This window comes from Chryseobacterium oryctis (genome assembly GCF_025971925.1).
In the GTDB taxonomy this organism is placed as follows: domain Bacteria; phylum Bacteroidota; class Bacteroidia; order Flavobacteriales; family Weeksellaceae; genus Chryseobacterium; species Chryseobacterium oryctis.
Window position 1 is genome coordinate 169978 of record NZ_JAPDHV010000001.1, and the last position, 21206, is coordinate 191183.

Below are 21206 nucleotides of genomic sequence, written 5' to 3' on the forward strand. Positions count from 1 at the left end.
ATAGTTTACAGGAATAAATAAGAATGATTGATATGTAATTATAAGTATAAAAACAGTATAATTTTATTAAATCATCAGTGTTTTATTATTTTAATACCTTATTTTCATATTTTTTAATCCTAAAAATTATTAACTTTACGAAAACGAGAAAATAATTATAAATCTAGCAACATGAGAGAAATGTTAAGACGAATTGTTCTGGTCATTTTTGTATTACTGCTCATAACGGTAATCTCAGCATTTTTCTATATGCAAAAACATCCATTAGAAAAATCATCAAACCAGATATACTTCACGCAGCCTAAAAAGTAATTCAAAAAGTTCTTTGAACAAAAAAAACATTACAAAAAAAAGACAAGCTAAAGCCTGTCTTTAAAAAATATATGCTGTTATTTTTTTTATTCTACGTTTATCACTTTTTCAATCTCCGGAGCATGTTGTTTTATGGTATTTTCCACACCTAATTTCAATGTAGAAAAGTTTAGTGAACATCCGGAACAATTTCCTAAAAGTTTTACATAAACCACATTACCCTTCACATCAATAAGCTCAATATCACCGCCGTCTTTATTCAAAAACGGCCTGATGCTTTCAAGAGCTTCCATTACTCTTGTTACTGTATCTTCGTGTGTTATATTTGTCTCCATATTTTTTCAGTTCAATTCGGTTTTTTCAAAATTTGAAAAAATTATTTTGCTTTTGGCGAACAACCTGCCATTGTTGTAATTTTCACCGCTTCAGTCGGAGGAAGGTTTTTATTTCTTTCCACAAGACTTTCTATCATTTTACGGGCAGTTTCAGTATAAATTTCAGCTATTTTAGAATTTTCCTGCAAGGCTGCCGGTCTTCCAACATCTCCCGCTTCTCTTATACTCTGAATTAAAGGAATTTCACCCAACACAGGAATTCCTAAATCTTCTGCCAAATATTGCGCTCCTTGGTTTCCAAAGATATAATATTTATTCTCAGGTAATTCTTCTGGTGTAAAATACGCCATATTTTCGATTAATCCAAGAACCGGAATATTAATACTTTCCATCTGGAACATCGCAATACCTTTTCTAACGTCTGCCAAAGCAACATGTTGAGGAGTACTTACAATCACCGCTCCTGTTACAGGAACTTCCTGAATAATTGATAAGTGAATATCACCTGTTCCCGGAGGTAAATCTATTAATAAAAAGTCTAATTCTCCCCAAGCTGCATCTCTAATCATTTGATTCAACGCTTTTGAAGCCATCGGACCTCTCCAAACCACCGCCTGATTGGCTCCTGAGAAATATCCTATTGAAAGCATTTTTACTCCATAATTCTCAATAGGTCTCATCAAATTTTTCCCATCAACTTCTACCGAGATTGGTTTTTGTCCTTCAGTATCAAACATCGTAGGAACGGACGGGCCATAAATATCTGCGTCTAATAAACCAACCTTAAAGCCCATTTTTGCCAATGTAACTGCCATATTTGCAGCAACAGTAGATTTACCAACACCTCCCTTTCCGGAAGCAATGGCAATAATATTTTGAATTCCGGGAATTTGTTTTCCTTTAATCTGACTTTGCTGAATTTCACTAGGTTCCGGAGAAACTATTTTTAATTTTAGATGAACTTCTTCTCCAAACTCACTAATAAAAGCCTGCTTCATAGCAGCTTCCAGCTTTTTTTTCTCGTGCATCGCCGGTGAATGTGCCGTCATATCGATATACACGTCATTACCCATGATTTGAAGATTATTCACCAAATCATCAACTTCTATCTCTTTAAGGAAACCTTGTACCTTTTCTTTCGTCAACATAAACTAAATAAATTGTTTACAAATTTACGCAATTTTTAGCTATTTAGAATAAGTAAACTCAATGATAGATATTTTCTTTTGTGAAATAAAATATTGTAGTATTTTAGGTGGAATTTTACCAACCATCAATGAAAAACAAAATATTTACAATTCTTTTAGGAATTATTTCACTCAACTTATTTGCGCAGAATTATTCACAATACGTGAATCCGTTCATCGGGACAGGAGGACACGGACATACATTTCCAGGAGCAACCGTACCTTTCGGAATGGTACAACTTTCACCGGATACAAGAATCGACGGAAGTTGGGATGGTTGCAGCGGCTATCATTATTCAGATTCTGTAATTTATGGTTTTTCTCACACCCACCTCAACGGAACAGGAGTTTCTGATTATGGAGACATCATGTTGATGCCAACAATGGGAGAACCTAATTTGGATAACAAAGATTATTCATCAAAATTTTCTCATAAAAACGAAAAAGCATCTGCTGGATTTTATTCAGTAAAACTAGATAAACACAATATTGATGTTCAATTAACCACAACAAAAAGAGTTGGTTATCATGAATACACTTTCAATAAAGCAGGAAACGCCAATATTATTTTGGATTTAAATCATAGAGATAAACTTCTGGAAGGCGAAGTAAAAATTATAGATAATAAAACTATTGAAGTTTTTCGAAGAAGTGAAGCTTGGGCAACCAATCAATACGTTTATGCGAGAATTGAGTTTTCAAAACCTTTGAAAATTTCAAAAAAAGAAGTAAATGGGAAACAAGAAAGTAATTTTTTTACAGGCACAAAATTGGCTTTAGCTTTTTCCACACAAGTAAAAAAAGGTGAAAAAATTAGTGTAAAAGTTGCTATTTCACCGACTGGCTATGAAGGAGCAGCAAAAAATATGTTAGCCGAAGGAAAATCTAATGATTTTAACGAAATTCAAAAACAAGCCGTTGCAGATTGGAATAAAGAACTATCAAAAATTGAAGTAAAATCTGACGATAAAGATAAACTGACTATTTTCTATACGGCTTTATACCATGTCTTTACCCAACCTAACATTTACATGGATGTTGACAGGAAATACAGAGGAAGAGATAATAAAATTTATACAGCTGCAGATTTTGATTATTATACAGTTTTCTCACTTTGGGATACTTTCAGAGCAGCTCATCCTTTAATGACTTTAATTGATAAGAAAAGAACCGCAGACTTCATCAATACTTTCATTAAACAATACGAACAAGGCGGAAAACTTCCCGTTTGGGAACTTGCAGCCAACGAAACCGAATGCATGATTGGATATCATGCTGTTTCTGTAATTGCGGATGCCATGGCGAAAGGAATCACAGGATTTGATTATGAAAAAGCATTTCAGGCTTCCAAAAACTCTGCGATGTTGGATATTTTTGGCTTAAATGCTTATAAACACAATAACTATATCAGTATTGATGATGAACACGAAAGCGTTTCTAAAACCTTAGAATATGCCTATGACGATTGGTGCATTGCTCAAATGGCAAAAATTTTGGGCAAAAAAGAGGATTATCAATACTTTATGAAGCGTTCTCAAAACTGGAAAAACCTTTACAATCCTAAAAACGGTTTTATGCAACCCAGAAAAAACGGAAATTGGCTACAACCATTTGACCCGAGAGAAGTTAATAACAATTATACAGAAGGAAATTCGTGGCATTACTCTTACTCAGTTCAGCAAGATATTCCAGGATTGATTTCCGCTCATGGAGGAAAGGAAAAATTTGAACAATTTATTGATGCTATTTTTGCTGCACCCGACAAAACTACAGGAAGAGAACAAGTAGATATCACAGGATTGATGGGACAATACGCTCAAGGAAACGAACCAAGTCATCATATTGCCTATTTGTACAATTATGTTGATAAACCTGAGAAAACGGATGCTAAAATCAAATATATTCTTGATAATTTCTACAAAAACACTCCTGATGGATTGATTGGAAATGAAGATTGCGGACAAATGAGCGCATGGTATATTCTAAGCTCAATGGGAGTTTATTCTGTAACCCCCGGATTACCGGAATGGCAAACAACAACTCCATATTTTGATGAAATTAAAATTCATTTAGAAGACGGAACAACAAAAATCATCACAAAAAATACACCTAAAACAGAATTAAAAAAACTAGGTTTTGAAAATACTAAATCATTCAAAGATTTCAAATATGATGAATTAACAGCTGCTCCTGTAATCGCTGCGGATAGAATTTTTGATTTTTCGACTAAAGTTGAAATTACACCATTACACCCTTCCGATAAAATTTATTACATGACATTGGATGAAAGCGATGCCAACAAAAGAAAGACTTTCAAACCATATAAAGAACCATTTACCATAACAAAAACAACAACCGTATCAGCTTATGCCGAAAGAAATGGTGAAAAAAGCTCTTTTGTAACTGCGAACTTCAACAGAAGACCCAATCATTGGGATATTACAATCAATTCAAAGGCAACTCCACAATATTTTGCAACAGGAAAATTGGCATTAATTGACGGAATCTACGGAGATGTAAACTGGAGAAAAGGTGAATGGCATGGTTATCAAGGTCAGGATTTGGAAGCTATTATTGATTTTCAATCTCCTCAGCAAATTACCCACCTTTCCTCAACTTATCTTCAAGACAGCAGAGCATGGATTTTAATGCCTAAAAAAGTAGAATATTATGCTTCCATGAATGGTAAAGATTATATACTTTTAAAATCTATCGACAATACAATAGAGCCTAAAGACGAAGTTGTTCAGATTAAAGATTTTTCTACAGAAATCCTTCCAACAGAAGCTCGTTACATTAAGGTAAAAGCCTATTATTTTGGAAAACTTCCGGAATGGCATCAAGGTGCAGGTGGAGAAGCCTATATCTTTGTTGATGAAATTTCTGTAAAATAATTCCAAAAAAACACCCCGATTTCTAATCGAAATCGGGGTGTTTTTATACTTTAATTCATCCTTTCAGACCAATTCAGTTGTTCAGGAAGTTCTAAATCTGAAAACTCAATATGAATAACTCTTCTTCTTTTTCCGTTTGTTGTTCTGTTGGAACCGTGAAGAATTAAAGGTTTCATAATCATTATTCCGCCTTTTTCTACATTGCAGATTTCTTCTTTCTCAATTTTCCAATCAATTGTTTCAGGTCTGTAAATTCCTTTAGAATGAGATTTTGGAATCACTTTTAATGCTCCGTTATTTTCATCTGTATCATCTAAATGAATTCGAATGGTAAAAATATTTTCAAGGATATTTAATGGCGGCTGAACCGCAAATTGATTCTGCTTTGTTGTCCAAGGTCCAAAATTTGGCAACTCAATCTTCTTATCAACAGAAATTGTTAAATCTTGATGATAAGCGACATACCAATTCGATTTTTCTGGTTTATCAAAATAAATACTTTTTACTACAAAATATTTATCCCCGAAAATTTCCCCGATAATCTTTTTGATATTTTCATTAAAAATCAAATCTTTGACTTCAGGAATTTCTTTTAAAAACTGTCTTATTGCAAAAAGGTCTTCCGATTTCCTAAAAGTATCTTTTGAAGTATCAATATTCTGAATTGCCTCACTTATTTTTTCAATTTCTTTAACTGAAAAAACATCATTAATAATAGTGAATCCTTCTTCAAGAATCGAATCTTTATGATTTTGCAAGTTCATTCAAAATTTACTTAAAGTTCACCTCCGTGGTCGCTCAATTCACCTTCCCATTTAGAAACGGCAGAAGTTGCCAATGCATTTCCTAACACGTTTGTCATACTTCTTCCCATATCACAAAAGTGGTCAATTGGTAAAATCAACGCAATTCCTTCAGGCGGAATCCCAAACATAGAACAAGTTGCCACGATGATTACCAACGAAGCTCTAGGAACACCTGCAATACCTTTTGAAGTTAACATTAAAACTAAAAGCATTGTAATTTGTTGACCTATTGACATTTCTATACCGTAAATCTGAGCAATGAAAATGGATGCAAACGTCATGTACATCATACTTCCGTCTAAATTGAAAGAATATCCTAAAGGTAAAATGAATGATACTACTCTATTATTACACCCGAATCTTTCTAATTCTTCTACCAGTTTCGGAAAAACAGCCTCAGAACTTGTTGTTGAAAATGCAATCAATAAAGGTGCTTTTATTCTTTTTAACAAATCAAACAGTCTGTTTCCTAAAATAAGATACCCAACCAACAATAATACCAGCCAAAGTATTCCTAACGCAAAGAAAAAGTCTCTCAGATAAACAGCATATACCTTAAATATTTCAAAACCATTGGTTGCCACAACAGCAGCAATAGCTCCCAAAACTCCAAGAGGAGCAAACCACATAATATAACCTACCATTTTAAGAATAGCATGAGCTATAATATCAAATAATTTGACAACCGGCTGAGCATATTCTTCTCCCAAATTAGCCAAAGCAACCCCAAACATAATTGAAAAGACCACAATTTGTAATACTTCGTTGGTAGCAAAAGCTTCAAATAAACTTTTAGGAATCACATGCTTTACAAAATCTTCCAAAGAAAAACCTTTGCTGCTTTTCAATAATTCATCCGCAGAAGCTGCATCCTGAATAGGAAGTTTGGTAACGTGTCCCGGTTCCAGCCAGTTTACCAGCACCAAACCAATAAAAAGTGAAATTAAGGAAGCTGAAATAAACCACAACATAGCTTTTGTTCCAACTCTACCAATCATTTTGATATCACTCATTTTTGCAATTCCCACAACCAATGTCGTAAAAACTAGCGGCGCAATAATCATCTGCACTAATCTGATAAATATTGTTCCTAAAAGTTTTATATTTTTAGAAAAAGGCTCAGCGCTTTCAGGATACTGAGTATGCACCAATCCTCCAATTCCTACTCCCACTACAAGTGCTACAATAATTGCTATAAATAGTTTGTTTTGTCCCTTCATATAAATAATTCAAGTTTCGCAAATATAATATTTTTACAATTGGGATTAAATTTCCGTTAACAAATCTCATTTACCCATTAAATTCAGCATAAAATAAAATTAATGGATTGATTTATAAAATATTGCAAAAATTTTAAGAAATATTTATCTCTTTTTTATCCTTTTGGTACAAATTTTATTATTACATTTGATTGTATTAACAATGTTAAAAATATACAACTATGAAAAAAACTATCGCAATGGCTGCATTGGCTGTAGCTGTATCTTTCGGAGCTGTTTCTTGTAAAAAGAAAGTTTCTGACGCTGACCTTCAAACTCAGGCTACTACAGTAGTAACATCTAATCCTAACGCTTCTGTAGAAGTAAAAGAAGGTGTGGCTCACTTAAGTGGAACTTTCGAAACTCAAGAAGCTAAAGATGCTATGATTGCTCAATTAAAAGCAATTACTGGTGTGAAAGAAGTTATGGACATGGCTACTGTTGCACCTGCTCCTGTTGCTGCCCCTGTTGAAACTCAGTCTGCTGTAGCTCCTGAAGTTCAACAAAAAGTAAAAGATGCTTTAAAAGATTTCCCAACTGTAAAAGTAGAAGTAGTAAACGGAGAATTAACTCTTACAGGAACGGCTTCTTCTACACAAGCTAGAAAAATCAAAGAATCTGTAGATGCTTTGAAAGTAGGAAAAGTAAACTTTAACTATACAGTAAAATAATTTAAAATGAGTACATTACAAGATAAATATTCAAGTGTAGTTTCTGCGGCTCAGTCTGCAGGAATCTCTAATCTTCAGGTTCAGGAGCAAGACGGAATTCTTTATGTTTCAGGAAATGCTTCAAATTCTGCTGCTAAAGATGCTGTTTGGAATGCATTAGGTGCTATTGATGCCTCTTATTCTGCTTCAGACATTAATATTGATGTACAAGTTGCAGGTCTTGAAGCTGGTGCTACTCTTACTGTGGCTACAGAAGAATCTAACCTTAACATCAGACAAGAGCCTTCTACAGAAGCTGCTGTTGTAGGAAAAGCTGCTAAAGGTTCTTCAGTTACATTAATCGAACAGACTTCTGACGATTGGTGGAAAGTAAGAAGTGCTGACGGACAAGAAGGTTACGCTTATGCAAGATATTTGAAAGCTTAATTGAGATTTAACATTATTTAAGTCATAAACATCCTTTTTCAGGGATGTTTTTTTATATTTTAGCAATCCAAAAAAGCACTAATGAAGAAAGTTTTAGGATTATTATTGTTTATATTCAGTTTTTTGTTCATTCACGGACAAAAATTCAGCATTGAAGGGAAAGTCTCAGATTATGAAAAAAAAACTGTGGAAAATGCTACTGTTTATCTTATCAAGCAAAAGGATTCATCTATAATAAATTATACCGCCACCAATAAAGAAGGAAAATTTTCATTAAAAACCGATGCTGTATCTGAATCTTCCGTTTTAAAAATTGATGCTGATAAATTAGTTTCCTATTCAAAAAAATTGGATAAAATAGAGCAATCCCTAACCTTAGGAGAAATTATACTTGATAAAAACCAAATCTCGGATATTGAAGAGGTAAAAATTACGGTTTCACCTATTAAAATAAAAAAAGACACTATCGAATTTAACGCTAGTGCCATCAAAGTTCGTCCAGACAGTAATATTGAGGAGCTTTTAAAAAATATCAACGGGGTAGAAATCGATAACGACGGAAAAATAACAATCAACGGAAAAGAAGTCGACCAAATAATGATAAATGGCAAACCTTTCTTTGATAAAGACGGAAAAATTGCTCTTAAAAATATCCCTGCAGATATTATCAAAAATATTCAGTTTACCACCACAAAAACAAAAGAAGAAGAACTAAATGGAAAAACTCCAAAATCTGAAAATGCAACCATCAATTTCAATATAGACGAGAAAAAAAACAAAGGACTCCTCTCTAAAATCACAGCAGGTTATGGCTCTGATAAGCGATATGAAGGCAACGCTTTTTTGAGTTATTTTAAGGATAAAACCAAAATAAGTCTTATCGCATCTTCAAATAATATCAACTCACAAGGTTTTTCCAACGATGATGTATTTGACAGTATGGGAAGCCGAAATTCCGGAAATTCGGAAAACTCAGGTAATAAAAGTAAAGGAATCAGAAAATCTACAACAATCGGCATTAATTATAGTGATGTATTAAGCAAAGATGTAGATTTAGACGCGCTTGGAATAAATCGTACAGAATCTAATCTTCAAACAGCTTCAAAAAGTTCAAAAATTACATTTTTACCTACAAACACCCTGAAAACAGATTCAGAAAACAATGCTGAAAATATCAGTGAACAATACGGTTTTAATTCTTCTGTGAAAATAAAAGCAGATTCTTTGAATACCATTTATTTTTCACCAGTATTTTCAACATCCAAAACTTCAGGTAAAAGAAATTCAAAATCTTCCACTTTTAAAGATGAGGCTCTTTTAAATGAAAGTCAATCTTATAATAATACAGATTCTGAAAGCAATACTTTTAGCCCTAGCTTATTTTTTTCAAAAAAATTTAAAAAGAAAAGAAGATTTTTCAATGCAAGTATCAACACTTCAATAACACAAGCAAAAGACAATAATCTCATTCAGTCTCAAACAATTTTCTTCGAAAACCCTAACCAAAACGATATAAGAAACCAGTTGAGCCAAACCAAAAAGCAAACTAACAATTATGGCTTCAACATCAAATATTCAGAACCTATTACAGATTCTATGAGCATTAATTTCGGATTAAACTATGAATCAAAAAGAGACCTGAATGCAAGAAATGTAAATGATTTTGATGAAAATACAGGAAACTATTCTCTAAACAACATCAATTTATCAAACAGTCTGGAACAAAAAAACAATGAGCTCTCTCCTGAAATAACATTGGAAATCAATAAAAAGAAATTTAATTTATGGGCATCTGCCGGAATTGATATTGTAAACCTGAATTTAGATGCAATTTTCAATGGGAAACAATATGATTTAGAGAAAAAATATTTCTTACCCGACTACAATATCGGTTTACAATACAAAATTTCAGAAAACACCAGATTAAGTATTTACAATTCTTCAAATTATACCATTCCGTCTGCGGAAAGACTTATTCCTTATGTTGATACATCCGACCCTTTGGTAACCAATGAAGGAAATTCAAATCTTAAAAATACCTGGAGCAACAGTACAAATATTCTTATAAACAATCATAATGTTCCTAAAGGTATTAATTATCATGTGAATGCAGGATTTACGTATAATAACAATGATATTACCAACTATTCTTATTATGATGAGTCCGGAAAACAGTTTATAACCTATAGAAATATCAGCGGAAACAAAATGGCAAATCTTGGAGCCGGATTTACCAAAACGTTTAAATGGAAAGACAATAAATTTTCCATCAGACCTCGTGCAAGTTTCTCATACAGATACAATAAAGGCTATATCAACGGACAAGAATTTACAGGAAATTCTTATACTTTCTCTCCCGGAATTAATTTAACTTATGACAAAAAAGACAAAATCAACATAAAGCCATCTTATAGAATCAATTATTCTTTTTCAGATTATAAAAACTACAGTGTTGAAAACATAAAAAACACTTACCAAACCTTCCGACTTGAGCTTACAAATTATTTTTTAAGTACTAATTTGTTTTTCGGAAATGATTTCGAATACAACACAAGCTCCAATATTGCACCGGGTTTCAAAAGAGATTTTTATTTCTGGAATACAAGCATGGGATATTCTTTTTATAAAAAGCAAATTACCGCCAAAATCAAAGTTTATGATGTTCTCAACCAAAACCAAAGTGTAAAAAGAAATATTACCGCTTCTTATGTAGAAGACCGCGAAGATTTAATTTTGAAACGATACATCATGTTTTCTTTAACGATGAAACTGAATAAATTTACAGGAAAGAAAAAGAAGTGATTGGGTAAATATCCAGTCATTTATTTTTAAATTAGCATCAAATTATATTTATGAAAACCCATATTTCGATAGTATTTATTTTCTTCTTCCTTTTTGGAAACTCACAAACTAAACCATCACAAGATACTTTTGTGAAAGATAATTTCACAAAGAAAGAATTTTATATCACAATGCGTGACGGAGTAAAACTTTTCACAATTGCATACATTCCCAAAGATATTTCCAGTAAAAACAAATATCCGTTTTTGATGCAGAGAACCTGCTACAGCATCGCTCCTTACGGTGAAAATGAATATAGAACAAAACTTGGTCCCAATCCATATATTATGAAAGACAAATATATTTTTGTGTTTCAGGATGTTCGCGGAAGATATATGAGTGAAGGCACTTTTACCAATATGACTCCGCAAGTTGACCGTAAAACCAAGAAAGATGTAGACGAAAGTACAGATACTTATGACACCATAGAATGGCTCATCAAAAACATTAAAGATAACAATGGAAAAGTAGGACAATACGGAACATCATATCCCGGATTTTATACTGCAGCAGGAATTTTAGCTCAACATCCGGCTTTAGTTGCCTCTTCTCCACAAGCGCCGATTTCAGATTTTTGGAATGATGATTTTCTTCACAACGGGAGATTTATGTTAGGCTATTTCAGAACATTTCCTGTTTTCGGGGTGCAAAAAACAAAACCTGAAAACAAAGCATGGTACACTGATTCTATGATTAAAACAACTTCGGAAGATGGTTTGAAATTCTACAGAGATATGGGAACTCTAAAAGATGGTTATGAAAAATATTACAAAGACAATTTTTTCATGACAGAAGTAATGAATCATCCCAACTACGATGAGTATTGGCAAAAAAGAAATCTTTTACCTCATCTTAAAAATGTAAATCATGCAGTAATGACAGTGGGAGGCTGGTTTGATGCCGAGGATTTATCAGGACCATTAAATATTTATAAAACTATCGAAAAAACAAGTCCTAAAGCTAAAAACACTATCGTAATGGGACCTTTTTCTCATGGAGCTTGGGCTCACGAACAGGGAAAACATTTCCATAATCAGATATATTTCGGAGATAGCATCGCAACATATTATCAAAAAAATATTGAAACAAAATTTTTCCATCATTATTTAAAAGGAAATACAAAGCAAGATGCAGGTTTACCAGAAGCATTAATGTACGATACAGGAGCAAAACAATGGAAAGAATTTGCAACTTATCCCCCGAAAGAAGCTAAGAAAGTTAATTTCTATTTAGCAAACGGAACATTAAAAAATTCGGCAGGTCAAGGCTTTTCGGAATATTACAGCGACCCAAGCAATCCTGTTTTAAGTTCGGATAATTTAAAAGATTTCAACGGATTTACACCGAGAAATTATATGTCTGAAGACCAAAGATTTGCAGTAGGAAGACCTGATGTTTTAACTTTCACAACAGATGTTTTAACGGAAGACATCACTTTTGCCGGAGAAATTATGGCTAAACTGAATATCGCTTCAACTTCCACAGATGCCGATTTTGCTGTAAAATTAATAGACGTTTACCCAGAAGATTTCAAACCTACAGAGAAAAAAGATGGGGTAATTTACGGAAACTATCATCAAATGGTAAGAAGTGAAATTATGCCTGCAAGATTCAGAAATTCAAGAGAAAAAGCAGAAGCATTGATTCCAAATCAAAAAACAGCCGTGAATTTCAGATTGCAAGATGTAGTTCATACCTTTAAAAAAGGACATAAAATTCAAATCCAAATAAGCAGCACATGGTTCCCTTTATTTGCCGTTAATCATCAAAAATTCTTAGATAACCCCAATTTTGCAACGAAAGAAGATTACACAAAAGCATTTATTAAAGTTTTTGATGACAGTTCAATTGAAGTTGAGGTTTTAAAATAAATTGAAAAAGCTGTTCAAATTGAGCAGCTTTTGTTTTTTAGTTATGTCGTCGATTTTAAAGGTAAACACCTTATAAATTTGCTCAATTTGCAGGAAAGTCACTCCTCAATCGTTCTAAATGTAAGATTCACTCTCGGAGTTTTTACTTTTGTAGTTGGAGGAAGTCTGTGCAACCAATTATCCTGTGTTGTTCCTTTCATTACCAACAAACTTCCGTGTTCCAGAAATATTTCTACTTTTTCTTTTGTTGTTTTATGTTTGAATAAAAACTTCCTTTCTGCTCCAAAAGTTAAAGAAGCAATTGCGCCGTGTTTTTTCAAATCTTTTTCTCCATCGCTGTGATAAGCCATTCCTTCACTTCCGTCATGATACAAATTCAATAAACAGGAATTGTAAGTTTCTCCTGTTACTTCTTCACATTTCTTTTTAAGTTCCAATAATTCGGGAGTCCAGTGTTTTGCTAGTTTTGTTCGCTTTGAATAAGTATATTCAAAAGGTTTTTCACCAAACCAAGCCACTTTTCTTTTCGTTAAAATCAACTTTCCGAAAATCACTGCTTCATCATTTTCCCAAGGAATTTGATTGAATAAATAATTATAATATTCATCCGATTTTTCTTTAGAGAAAACTTTTCCATAATAATGAACAATCCCATCATTCGGAATGATATTTAGAGGGTAATCTGATATTTCTTCGAATAGACTTACCATTTTATATTGAGTGTTTGGCGTTTAAAGAATTTATAGTAATGTCGGATTTTCAGAGTAGACTTTGGCACTTTCCCAACCTATAATCAATTGTTTTCTATCACTTCCCCATCTGTAACCTCCCAAATTTCCTGTAGATTGAATAACACGATGACAAGGAATTAAAAAAGCGACAGGATTGCTCCCAATTGCAGTTCCGACTGCTCTCGATGCATTTGGGCTACCTATTTTTTTCGCTAAATTTCCGTAGGTTGATAATTTACCCATCGGAATTTTAAGAAGGCTTTCCCAAACTTTTAACTGAAAATCAGTTCCTTTTAAATGTAATTTGATGGTGTTTAGCTTCGTCCAGTCTTTATCAAAAATGGATAATGCATTTTGCTGAAAGTCATCCTGACTTTCAAAAAAAGAAGCATTAGGAAATTTACTTTGCAAATCTCCCAATGCTTTATTTTTATTATTTTCAAAAGCCATAAAGCAGATTCCTTTTTCTGTGGAAGCTGTAATTACACTTCCAAAAGGAGTTTCGGAAAAACTAAAATTAATCTTTAAACTTTTTCCTCCGTTTTTATATTCTGCAGGAGACATCCCTTCAATTTTCACAAACAAATCATGCAATCTGCTTGTGCTTGAAAGTCCTGTCTCATAAGCTGTATCAAATAAACTCGCTTTTTCTTCTTTCAACAAATTTTTCGCATGTTCAAGACTGATGAATTGCAAAAATTTCTTCGGACTCGTTCCTGCCCAGTCAGAAAACATCTTCTGAAAATGAGTCGGACTCAAGTGGATATTTTCGGCCACTTCCTCCAAACTCGGCTGAAGTTTAAAATTCTTCTGAATATATTCTATTGCTTTGGCAATTCTGTTATAATCAATTTGACTTTGTGTAGCCATAACATTTTATTTTACCTCACAAATTTCCAAAGAATACACAACAGAAAAAATCCGATTCTTGCGAAATTTTAGTTACTATTTGTTGTAAATATGATAATAAGCAAGCATCTTGTAATACAACTTTGCAGCCAAGAATGCACTTGGTTTTGCCATTGGAGAATCCATCAATTCTACAATATCAAATGCTACAACGTTACATTTTTCAAATACTTTTCTTAATAATTCCAAGGTTGGATACCATTGTAGTCCACCAGGTTCAGGAGTTCCTGTTGACGGAGCAATTGAAGGGTCAAAAGCATCTAAGTCAATTGTGATATAAACATTTCCTGATACTTTTTCCAAAACATCATTTACCCAATTCTCATTATTTGCAATTTCGTGAGCAAAAAACACTCTTCCTTCCGGTAAATATTGAGCTTCCTCAACATCCATAGAACGGATTCCCACTTGTACCAAATTATGTTTCTGATTCGCTTCAAAAACTGCACAAGCATGATTAGAAGTAGAACCATGAAACTCAGGGCGTAAGTCTGTATGAGCATCCAGTTGAAGAACCGTTAAATTTTCGTACTTCTCTCCAACCGCACGAATTGAACCTATAGAAACCGAGTGCTCTCCTCCGAAAAGTGTAAATAATTTGCCCTCATTATTCAAAAGTTCTTTAGTTTTTTGATAAACGGCATCTGTCATCGCTTCAGGACTAGAGTTTTCAGAAACTTCTCCTGCCAAATAAACCCCTTCAAGATAAGGTTCTGTTTGTGTCTCTATATCATAAAGCTCCATATTTTCGGAAGCATCTAAGAACAATTCCGGACCTTTATCAGCTCCTTTCCCCCAAGTTGACGTTCCATCGTAAGGAACCGTTACCAACATTACTTTAGAGTTTTCTAACGATGCATTTTCTTCAGGAATTCCTGCGTATGTTTTCATATATTTTTAAGAAATTAAATGATTACGGCAAAGATACAAAGAAGTTAGAAGATGAGAGTTAGTTATAAGTGATGAATTATGAGTTTCGAGTGGCATTATTTCAGTTAATTAAATTCAAAATTTCTGTACGCATGACTTATAACTTATAATTCATTACTCAAATGCTTATCTTTGTAAAAAAAACAAAAATATGCCTTTAAAAGCTGTTCTTTTCGATATGGATGGGGTAATTGTAGATACGGAACCATTGCATAGAAAAGCTTATTTTAAAACATTCAGTGAACTTGAAATTAATGTTTCGGAAGACTTGTATACTTCTTTTACAGGAGCTTCTACAAAAAGGGTTTGTGAGACTTTGATTGTTCAATTTAATTTAAACAAAACCCACGAAGAAATTGCAAAAATCAAAAGAGCTCATTTCAAGGATTATTTTTACAACGATGATGAGTTTGACTTGATTCCCGGAGTGAGAAATTTAATTCAACATTATCATGAAAACGGTATAAAATTAATTCTGGCATCTTCTGCAACCATGACTACCATCAATATGGTTTTTGAAAAATTCGGATTAGAAAAATATTTCAGCGGAAAAATAAGCGGAGCAGACTTAAAAGAATCAAAACCTCATCCCGAAGTTTTTCTTTTAGCAGCAGAAATGGCAGATGAAACACCTGAAAACTGCATGGTTATAGAAGATTCTACAAACGGAATTTTAGCAGCACACAGAGCCAATATTTTCTGTAGTGCTTATAGAAGTCCACATTCTAAAAATCAGGATTATACTTTAGCAAATAATGTTGTTTCAGATTATGCAGAACTAGAATTAGATAAAATATCAATATATTTCTAAAAAAATCTCTCAAAAATTTTGAGAGATTTTTTATTTGCTTTTGTTATTGTCATTCTGAATAAAACGAAGTGAAATGAAGAATCTATTTTAAATATTAGATTTCTCCTATCGTCGAAACGACAAACCCAAGTTCAATATTCTATTTATATCCAAGAATTTTCAATACATCCTCAGGTTCTTGCTTTTCACGGAAAATTTCATATTGCAATTCTCCATTCTCATCTTTTTGAATCAAAATATGTCTCGGCTGAGGCATCAAACAGTGATGAATTCCTCCAAATCCACTGATTGTTTCCTGATACGCTCCTGTATGGAAAAACCCAATATATAAAGGTTTTGTATCACTGAAAACAGGCAAATAAATGGCATTGGTATGTTGTTCGGAGTTGTAATAATCATCTGAATCACACGTTAAACCACCCAAGAAAACTCTTTCATAAGTATCTTCCCATCTGTTCAGAGGAAGCATGATAAAGTGTCTCGAAATTGCCCAAGTATCAGGAAGTGTTGTCATGAAAGAAGAATCAATCATGTTCCATTTTTCTCTATCATTCTGACGTTTTTGAGAAATAATTTTATAAATATTTGCACCACTTTCTCCCACAGTAAAACTTCCGAATTCTGTGTAAATATTTGGCTCTTCAACCCCTTCTTCCTCACAGAATTTCTTGATTTGAGAAACAATTTCCTCAACCATGTACTGATAATCATAATCAAAGTTCAAAGAAGTTTTAATAGGAAAACCACCACCAATGTTTAATGAATCAACTTCCGGTGCAATTTTCTTCAAACGCGCATACACACGAAGACATTTATACAATTCGTTCCAATAATATGCTGTATCCTTAATTCCGGTATTGATGAAGAAATGAAGCATTTTCAATCTTGCATTCGGGTGCTCAGCAATTTTTTGACTGTAATATGGAATAATATCTTTATATCCGATGCCTAATCTTGAGGTATAAAATTCGAATTTAGGCTCTTCCTCTGAAGCAATTCTTATTCCGATGTCAAAAGTTGAATCAATACTTTCCGTAAGCTTATCCAGCTCACGGTAATTATCTAAAATTGGAGTAATATTTTCAAAACCGCTATTGATCATATCCGAGATTTTCGCCAGATAATCATCAGTTTTAAAACCATTACATATAACTTCAATATTTTTATCTACTTTTCCGTTTTCGTACAAAGATTTTACAATATCCATGTCATAGGCAGAAGAAGTTTCAATAGAAATATCATTTTTTAAAGCTTCCTCTAATACAAATTTGAAATGACTTGATTTTGTACAATAACAATAAGTATAACTCTTTTTATATTCGGTTTTCTCAAAGGCCTCCTTAAACCAGCTTTTCGCTTTCTGGATATTTTGAGAAATTCTCGGCAGGTAGCTAATTTTTAGCGGGGTGCCAAATTTTTCAACAACATCCATTAAAGGAATGTCGTGAAATAACAAATTGTTCTCAGAAACATTAAACTCTTCTGTCGGGAAGTATAACGTCTGATCAATAAGTTCCGAGTATTTTATTTTCATTTCTAAATAAGTGAATTAAGAAATGCAAAATTGCTAAAAAAGTTTGATTTTTTAGCGTTAAATTTATTATAAATTTTCAAGCATTTCTCGGTAAAAACATCATATTGATTATCAGTATGTAAACTTCTGAATGTATTGCTGTCTTTTATCTTCAGAAATTCCCAAAACCTGTTGAATATATATATCAATTGAACCGTATTTTTTATTAATTTCATTAAAAGCAGCATCAAGATAGGCTGTTTCAACCCAGCTCAATTTTTCTAAAACTTTCAAATCCATTTTGGGATATAAAAAATGTAAATTATTTGCCTGTTTAAGCCTTTTCTGAACAAGTTTTTCTCTATAATTATTGGACAAAAGATATTCATTATAAATAGTTTGCTTGTCAAATTTCAAAATTGTCAAAAGCAAAGCAGTCGTAATTCCGGTTCGGTCTTTTCCGGCAGTACAATGGTATAAAACAGGCAGATCTGAATCTAAAATTTCCGTGATAATTTTCTTGATAATTTCAGGATTTTCCGTAACATATTCCTTATAAAAATCAAGCATTCTTTTATCTGCATCAGAACCATTCACTTTTCCTTTTAAAACCAGCTTTCTTGCCTGGTCTAATTGATCCCCTTTATCTTCAAAAGCTGAATAATTTTTGTAAACAAAATTTTCAGGAAGATTGTCAGGTTTTTTGTCAATTTCCTTGGAGTTTCTAAGATCAATAATTTCTTTGATTCCTAAATTTTCAAACTCTTCAAAAGACTTTTTCTTTAGTTTTGAAAGATGTCCGCTTCTATAAAATCTCCCTTCCTTTAAAGTTCTACCATCGATATTTTTAACATTTCCTATGGTTCGGAAATTATAAACTTTTCCGATGTCAATTGGTTTTTCATTTTCTAATTTTCCGTATTCAGGTATAGAAAATTGTTGTGTTTTACATGAAAAAACACAGATTAATGAAGTGATGAAAAGCGATATTTTAATTATTTTTCTCAGCAGACAATTCTTAATGTTACTTAAATTCAGGTAAAACTACAGATACTTCTTTCCTATGAAAATCAGTAAATCTCCTTTTTCATATTCAATCGAAACCTCATCTTCCACCGCAAAATTCCGGGTTAAAAGATTGGTCGTCATACTTGCATTTCCTTTATTTAAAGTCCAATTAAGCCCTTTTGTTGTAATATTTTCAACCATCGGAAACGGATACAAAGAAATCATTTTATCTTTCACTCCCTTCAAAACAGTGTTTTTCGGAATAAAATAATACTCTGAAAATTCATCATAAAACTTAATATCCATTGTATCTTTAAAACGATAAGCTACCGTAAGGTTTCCCAAAAAATGGTCTTGCTCTCCTCCACTTCCTCCCAAAACATCAACTTTTGCAAACCCTTTTTCTAAAATAATTTCCAATGCTTTATGAAAATCCGTTCTTTCCTGATCGGGTGTGTGAATGAATTTATCCTGATAAATATTTTCATCCGAACCAGAATGAGAATCAAAATCACCTGAAATAAAATCTAGTTTATCTAAAGGGAAATTCAGATTTTTTAAATAATGAAAAGCACCATCTGTACAGGCAATCAAACCATAATCATCAGGTCGTGGAAAAGTTTTTGGAGCATCTCCGTTGATGAAAAGTAATGCTTTATCTTTCATTCGGATTCCAGTATTCTTCCGGTTCGTTATTAATTTTTGAAATATATCTTGCCAAAACAAAAATATAATCTGAAAGTCTGTTTAAGTATTTAATCAATTCAGGTCGAACTTCTTCCGATTCATTCAAAAAGACCAAAGAACGTTCTGCTCTTCTGCAAATTGTTCTCGCAGCATGTAAAAAAGTAGCCGCTTTTCCACCTCCAGGAAGGATAAAATATTGTAAAGGTTCTATTTTTTCGTCAAAAGCATCCATCCAGTTTTCCAGCTCTTCAATTTCTATATCAGAAATAATAATAGGAAGACGTGATTTGCCGTTTGCCAACATCAATTTATCAACCGGAGTTGCCGCTTCAGAACCCACTGTAAATAAATCAAACTGAATTTTCTTAAGCTGCTTTAAAACTTCTTCATCTTCAATATGGCTTTTTGCAATTCCGATGAATGAATTAAGCTCATCTATATTTCCGTAGCTATCAACTCTTGCACTTGCTTTTGAAACCCTTGTTCCGCCATAAAGTGCAGTTTGTCCTTTGTCCCCTGTTTTAGTATAAATTTTCATACTACTAAAATACTTTTTTATAATAAGTTTTACAAATTTTTGAATGATTGTATAAATCTAAAAAACAAAATGACCGATAAAAAACCGGTCATCTTTCAAATTATTTATTTACCTCAACGTATTGCAATACGGTATGGTTCTTGGGATTGTAGATAATTGTACTGCTATTCGGAAATCTTTTCAGTTTGTAATATTCAATACTATTATCATTTTTAATTTCATCCAAAAAGCCGGAATCAATCGTATTTTCAGGAAGAAATTTTTCTATAAAACTAATTTTATCTATAATACTTTGTCCGTCAATTTTTCTGGCAGACTTATCTGATTTGCTTTCATTCGTTGTTGTTTGTTTTTCTAAAAAAGGAATTAAAACTGCTTTATCTGCTTTATATTTAAAGATAAAACCTTCGGAACCATTCGGAAACTTAAACTTTTTCCCTTTTTCTTCTGTAACTATCGCTTCTCCTGAACCTGGAAAAACCTGATTGAACTTAATATCTTCAGAATTGGTTAAAGAATTTATCGATTCATTAATTGTATTTTTTACTGTTTCTTCCACTGCTTGTTGAGCCTTCTGCTGAACAGTTTCTGCAGTTTTTTGAACAGTTTGGTCTATTTTCTCTTCAATTTTATTACAGGATAACAATAAAAACACAGTAACAACAGACAAAATAATCTTCTTCATATTTATAAATTTCCGTACAATTTACAATTTAATTAATCAATTCTCTACTCTAACGGAAAAGTGGAAATGATATTTTAATGAAAAAAATTTTTAATCATAAAAACCTACTGACAAACTGTTGTCACAACTCCTTTTTACCTTTGTATCAACAATAACACTTAAAAACAAATTAGTTATGACAACTACAGAAACAATCACAAAACAATTTATGACATCTGAACAACTACTAAAACATTGGCAAGGTCATAGAAATCTTACCAGAAGAGTAATTGAAGCTTTTCCTGAAAAAGAATTATTCGAGTTTTCAATTGGCGGAATGAGACCATTCGCAAAATTAGCAGTTGAACTCATCAGCATTGGAGGCCCCGCTTTAAAAGGAATTGTTGAAAGTAACACCGAAGCGTACAACGAGGAAGCTTTCAACCCAAAAACCAAAGAAGAAATTCTAAAAAAATGGGATGAAGAGACACAAATAATCAATAATTATTTTTCAAAAATAACTGAAGAACGTTTTCAGGAAACTTTCAACTTATTTGGGCAATATGAATTTCCTGTATATGAAAATATTCTATATTTTGTGGATAACGAAATCCATCACCGCGGGCAAGGATATGTATATTTAAGAGCTTTAGGAATTGAGCCTCCTTTTTTTTGGGAGAGATTTTAGCTCCATTAATGCCATTATTAAGGTTAAAATCTTTGATTAATTTCAATATCAACAATCAATCATTTCATAATGTAAACAAAGTGGTAAGAAAATAATTCATATTAAGAAAAAGGTCTCATTTCTAT

General features: G+C 32.6%; 19 protein-coding genes. 7 read left to right on the forward strand and 12 right to left on the reverse strand.

Annotated features, from left to right (window positions below; translation table 11 throughout):
- Positions 1-398: 398 nt before the first annotated feature.
- The gene (locus tag OH806_RS00845; protein WP_264741798.1) at positions 399-647 is read right to left on the reverse strand and encodes a NifU family protein; all 249 of its coding nucleotides are present in this window, start codon (positions 645-647) and stop codon (positions 399-401) included.
- Between the two features lie 41 nt (positions 648-688).
- Positions 689-1795: an Mrp/NBP35 family ATP-binding protein gene (locus OH806_RS00850; RefSeq protein ID WP_264741799.1), complete on the reverse strand. Its 1107-nt coding sequence runs from the start codon at positions 1793-1795 to the stop codon at positions 689-691.
- 128 nt (positions 1796-1923) lie between these two features.
- Between OH806_RS00850 and OH806_RS00855 the strand changes: the two genes are divergently transcribed.
- On the forward strand, positions 1924-4728 hold the full coding sequence (locus OH806_RS00855; RefSeq protein WP_264741800.1) for a GH92 family glycosyl hydrolase: 2805 nt from the start codon (positions 1924-1926) through the stop codon (positions 4726-4728).
- A gap of 50 nt (positions 4729-4778) precedes the next feature.
- Here OH806_RS00855 and OH806_RS00860 read toward each other — a convergent pair whose 3' ends face one another.
- Positions 4779-5492 (reverse strand): phytanoyl-CoA dioxygenase family protein, encoded by a 714-nt coding sequence (locus OH806_RS00860; RefSeq protein ID WP_264741801.1) that lies wholly within the window; start codon positions 5490-5492, stop codon positions 4779-4781.
- 11 nt (positions 5493-5503) lie between these two features.
- Positions 5504-6754, reverse strand: coding sequence for a dicarboxylate/amino acid:cation symporter (locus tag OH806_RS00865; protein ID WP_264741802.1), 1251 nt, complete (start codon positions 6752-6754; stop codon positions 5504-5506).
- A gap of 221 nt (positions 6755-6975) precedes the next feature.
- On the opposite strand from OH806_RS00865, the gene OH806_RS00870 reads away from it, so the two are divergent.
- The 4 genes from OH806_RS00870 to OH806_RS00885 all read left to right on the forward strand — a co-directional run bounded on the left by OH806_RS00870 (position 6976) and on the right by OH806_RS00885 (position 12602).
- On the forward strand, positions 6976-7464 hold the full coding sequence (locus OH806_RS00870) for a BON domain-containing protein (RefSeq protein WP_264741803.1): 489 nt from the start codon (positions 6976-6978) through the stop codon (positions 7462-7464).
- A gap of 6 nt (positions 7465-7470) precedes the next feature.
- A complete protein-coding gene (locus OH806_RS00875; RefSeq protein WP_264741804.1) occupies positions 7471-7890 on the forward strand; it encodes an SH3 domain-containing protein in 420 nt (139 codons plus the stop codon).
- A gap of 81 nt (positions 7891-7971) precedes the next feature.
- Entirely contained in the window at positions 7972-10692 is a 2721-nt protein-coding gene (locus OH806_RS00880) for an outer membrane beta-barrel family protein (RefSeq protein WP_264741805.1), read from the forward strand.
- A gap of 50 nt (positions 10693-10742) precedes the next feature.
- Positions 10743-12602, forward strand: a complete 1860-nt coding sequence (locus OH806_RS00885) for a CocE/NonD family hydrolase (RefSeq protein ID WP_264741806.1) — start codon at positions 10743-10745, stop codon at positions 12600-12602.
- 98 nt (positions 12603-12700) lie between these two features.
- On the opposite strand, the gene OH806_RS00890 is transcribed toward OH806_RS00885, so the two are convergent.
- The 3 genes from OH806_RS00890 to speB form a co-directional block, all read right to left on the reverse strand.
- Positions 12701-13312: an alpha-ketoglutarate-dependent dioxygenase AlkB family protein gene (locus OH806_RS00890; RefSeq protein ID WP_264741807.1), complete on the reverse strand. Its 612-nt coding sequence runs from the start codon at positions 13310-13312 to the stop codon at positions 12701-12703.
- Positions 13313-13342: 30 nt separating this feature from the next.
- Entirely contained in the window at positions 13343-14203 is an 861-nt protein-coding gene (locus OH806_RS00895; RefSeq protein ID WP_264741808.1) for a bifunctional helix-turn-helix domain-containing protein/methylated-DNA--[protein]-cysteine S-methyltransferase, read from the reverse strand.
- A gap of 75 nt (positions 14204-14278) precedes the next feature.
- Entirely contained in the window at positions 14279-15133 is an 855-nt protein-coding gene (gene speB, locus OH806_RS00900; RefSeq protein ID WP_264741809.1) for an agmatinase, read from the reverse strand.
- Between the two features lie 190 nt (positions 15134-15323).
- Between speB and OH806_RS00905 the strand changes: the two genes are divergently transcribed.
- Positions 15324-15983 (forward strand): HAD family hydrolase, encoded by a 660-nt coding sequence (locus tag OH806_RS00905; protein WP_264741810.1) that lies wholly within the window; start codon positions 15324-15326, stop codon positions 15981-15983.
- A 139-nt stretch (positions 15984-16122) separates the two neighbouring features.
- Here OH806_RS00905 and OH806_RS00910 read toward each other — a convergent pair whose 3' ends face one another.
- The 5 genes from OH806_RS00910 to OH806_RS00930 form a co-directional block, all read right to left on the reverse strand.
- On the reverse strand, positions 16123-17517 hold the full coding sequence (locus tag OH806_RS00910) for a type III PLP-dependent enzyme domain-containing protein (RefSeq protein WP_264741811.1): 1395 nt from the start codon (positions 17515-17517) through the stop codon (positions 16123-16125).
- A 111-nt stretch (positions 17518-17628) separates the two neighbouring features.
- Positions 17629-18534 carry a tyrosine-protein phosphatase gene (locus tag OH806_RS00915; RefSeq protein ID WP_319804061.1) on the reverse strand — a complete coding sequence of 302 codons (906 nt, stop codon included), beginning with the start codon at positions 18532-18534 and terminating at the stop codon, positions 17629-17631.
- 6 nt (positions 18535-18540) lie between these two features.
- Positions 18541-19170, reverse strand: coding sequence for a thiamine diphosphokinase (locus tag OH806_RS00920; RefSeq protein ID WP_264741812.1), 630 nt, complete (start codon positions 19168-19170; stop codon positions 18541-18543).
- Positions 19160-19729: a cob(I)yrinic acid a,c-diamide adenosyltransferase gene (locus OH806_RS00925; RefSeq protein WP_264741813.1), complete on the reverse strand. Its 570-nt coding sequence runs from the start codon at positions 19727-19729 to the stop codon at positions 19160-19162. The genes OH806_RS00920 and OH806_RS00925 overlap by 11 nt, the downstream gene beginning before the upstream one ends.
- Before the next feature lie 100 nt (positions 19730-19829).
- Positions 19830-20414 (reverse strand): hypothetical protein, encoded by a 585-nt coding sequence (locus tag OH806_RS00930; protein WP_264741814.1) that lies wholly within the window; start codon positions 20412-20414, stop codon positions 19830-19832.
- 175 nt (positions 20415-20589) lie between these two features.
- Between OH806_RS00930 and OH806_RS00935 the strand changes: the two genes are divergently transcribed.
- Positions 20590-21081: a DinB family protein gene (locus tag OH806_RS00935; RefSeq protein ID WP_264741815.1), complete on the forward strand. Its 492-nt coding sequence runs from the start codon at positions 20590-20592 to the stop codon at positions 21079-21081.
- Positions 21082-21206 lie beyond the last annotated feature (125 nt).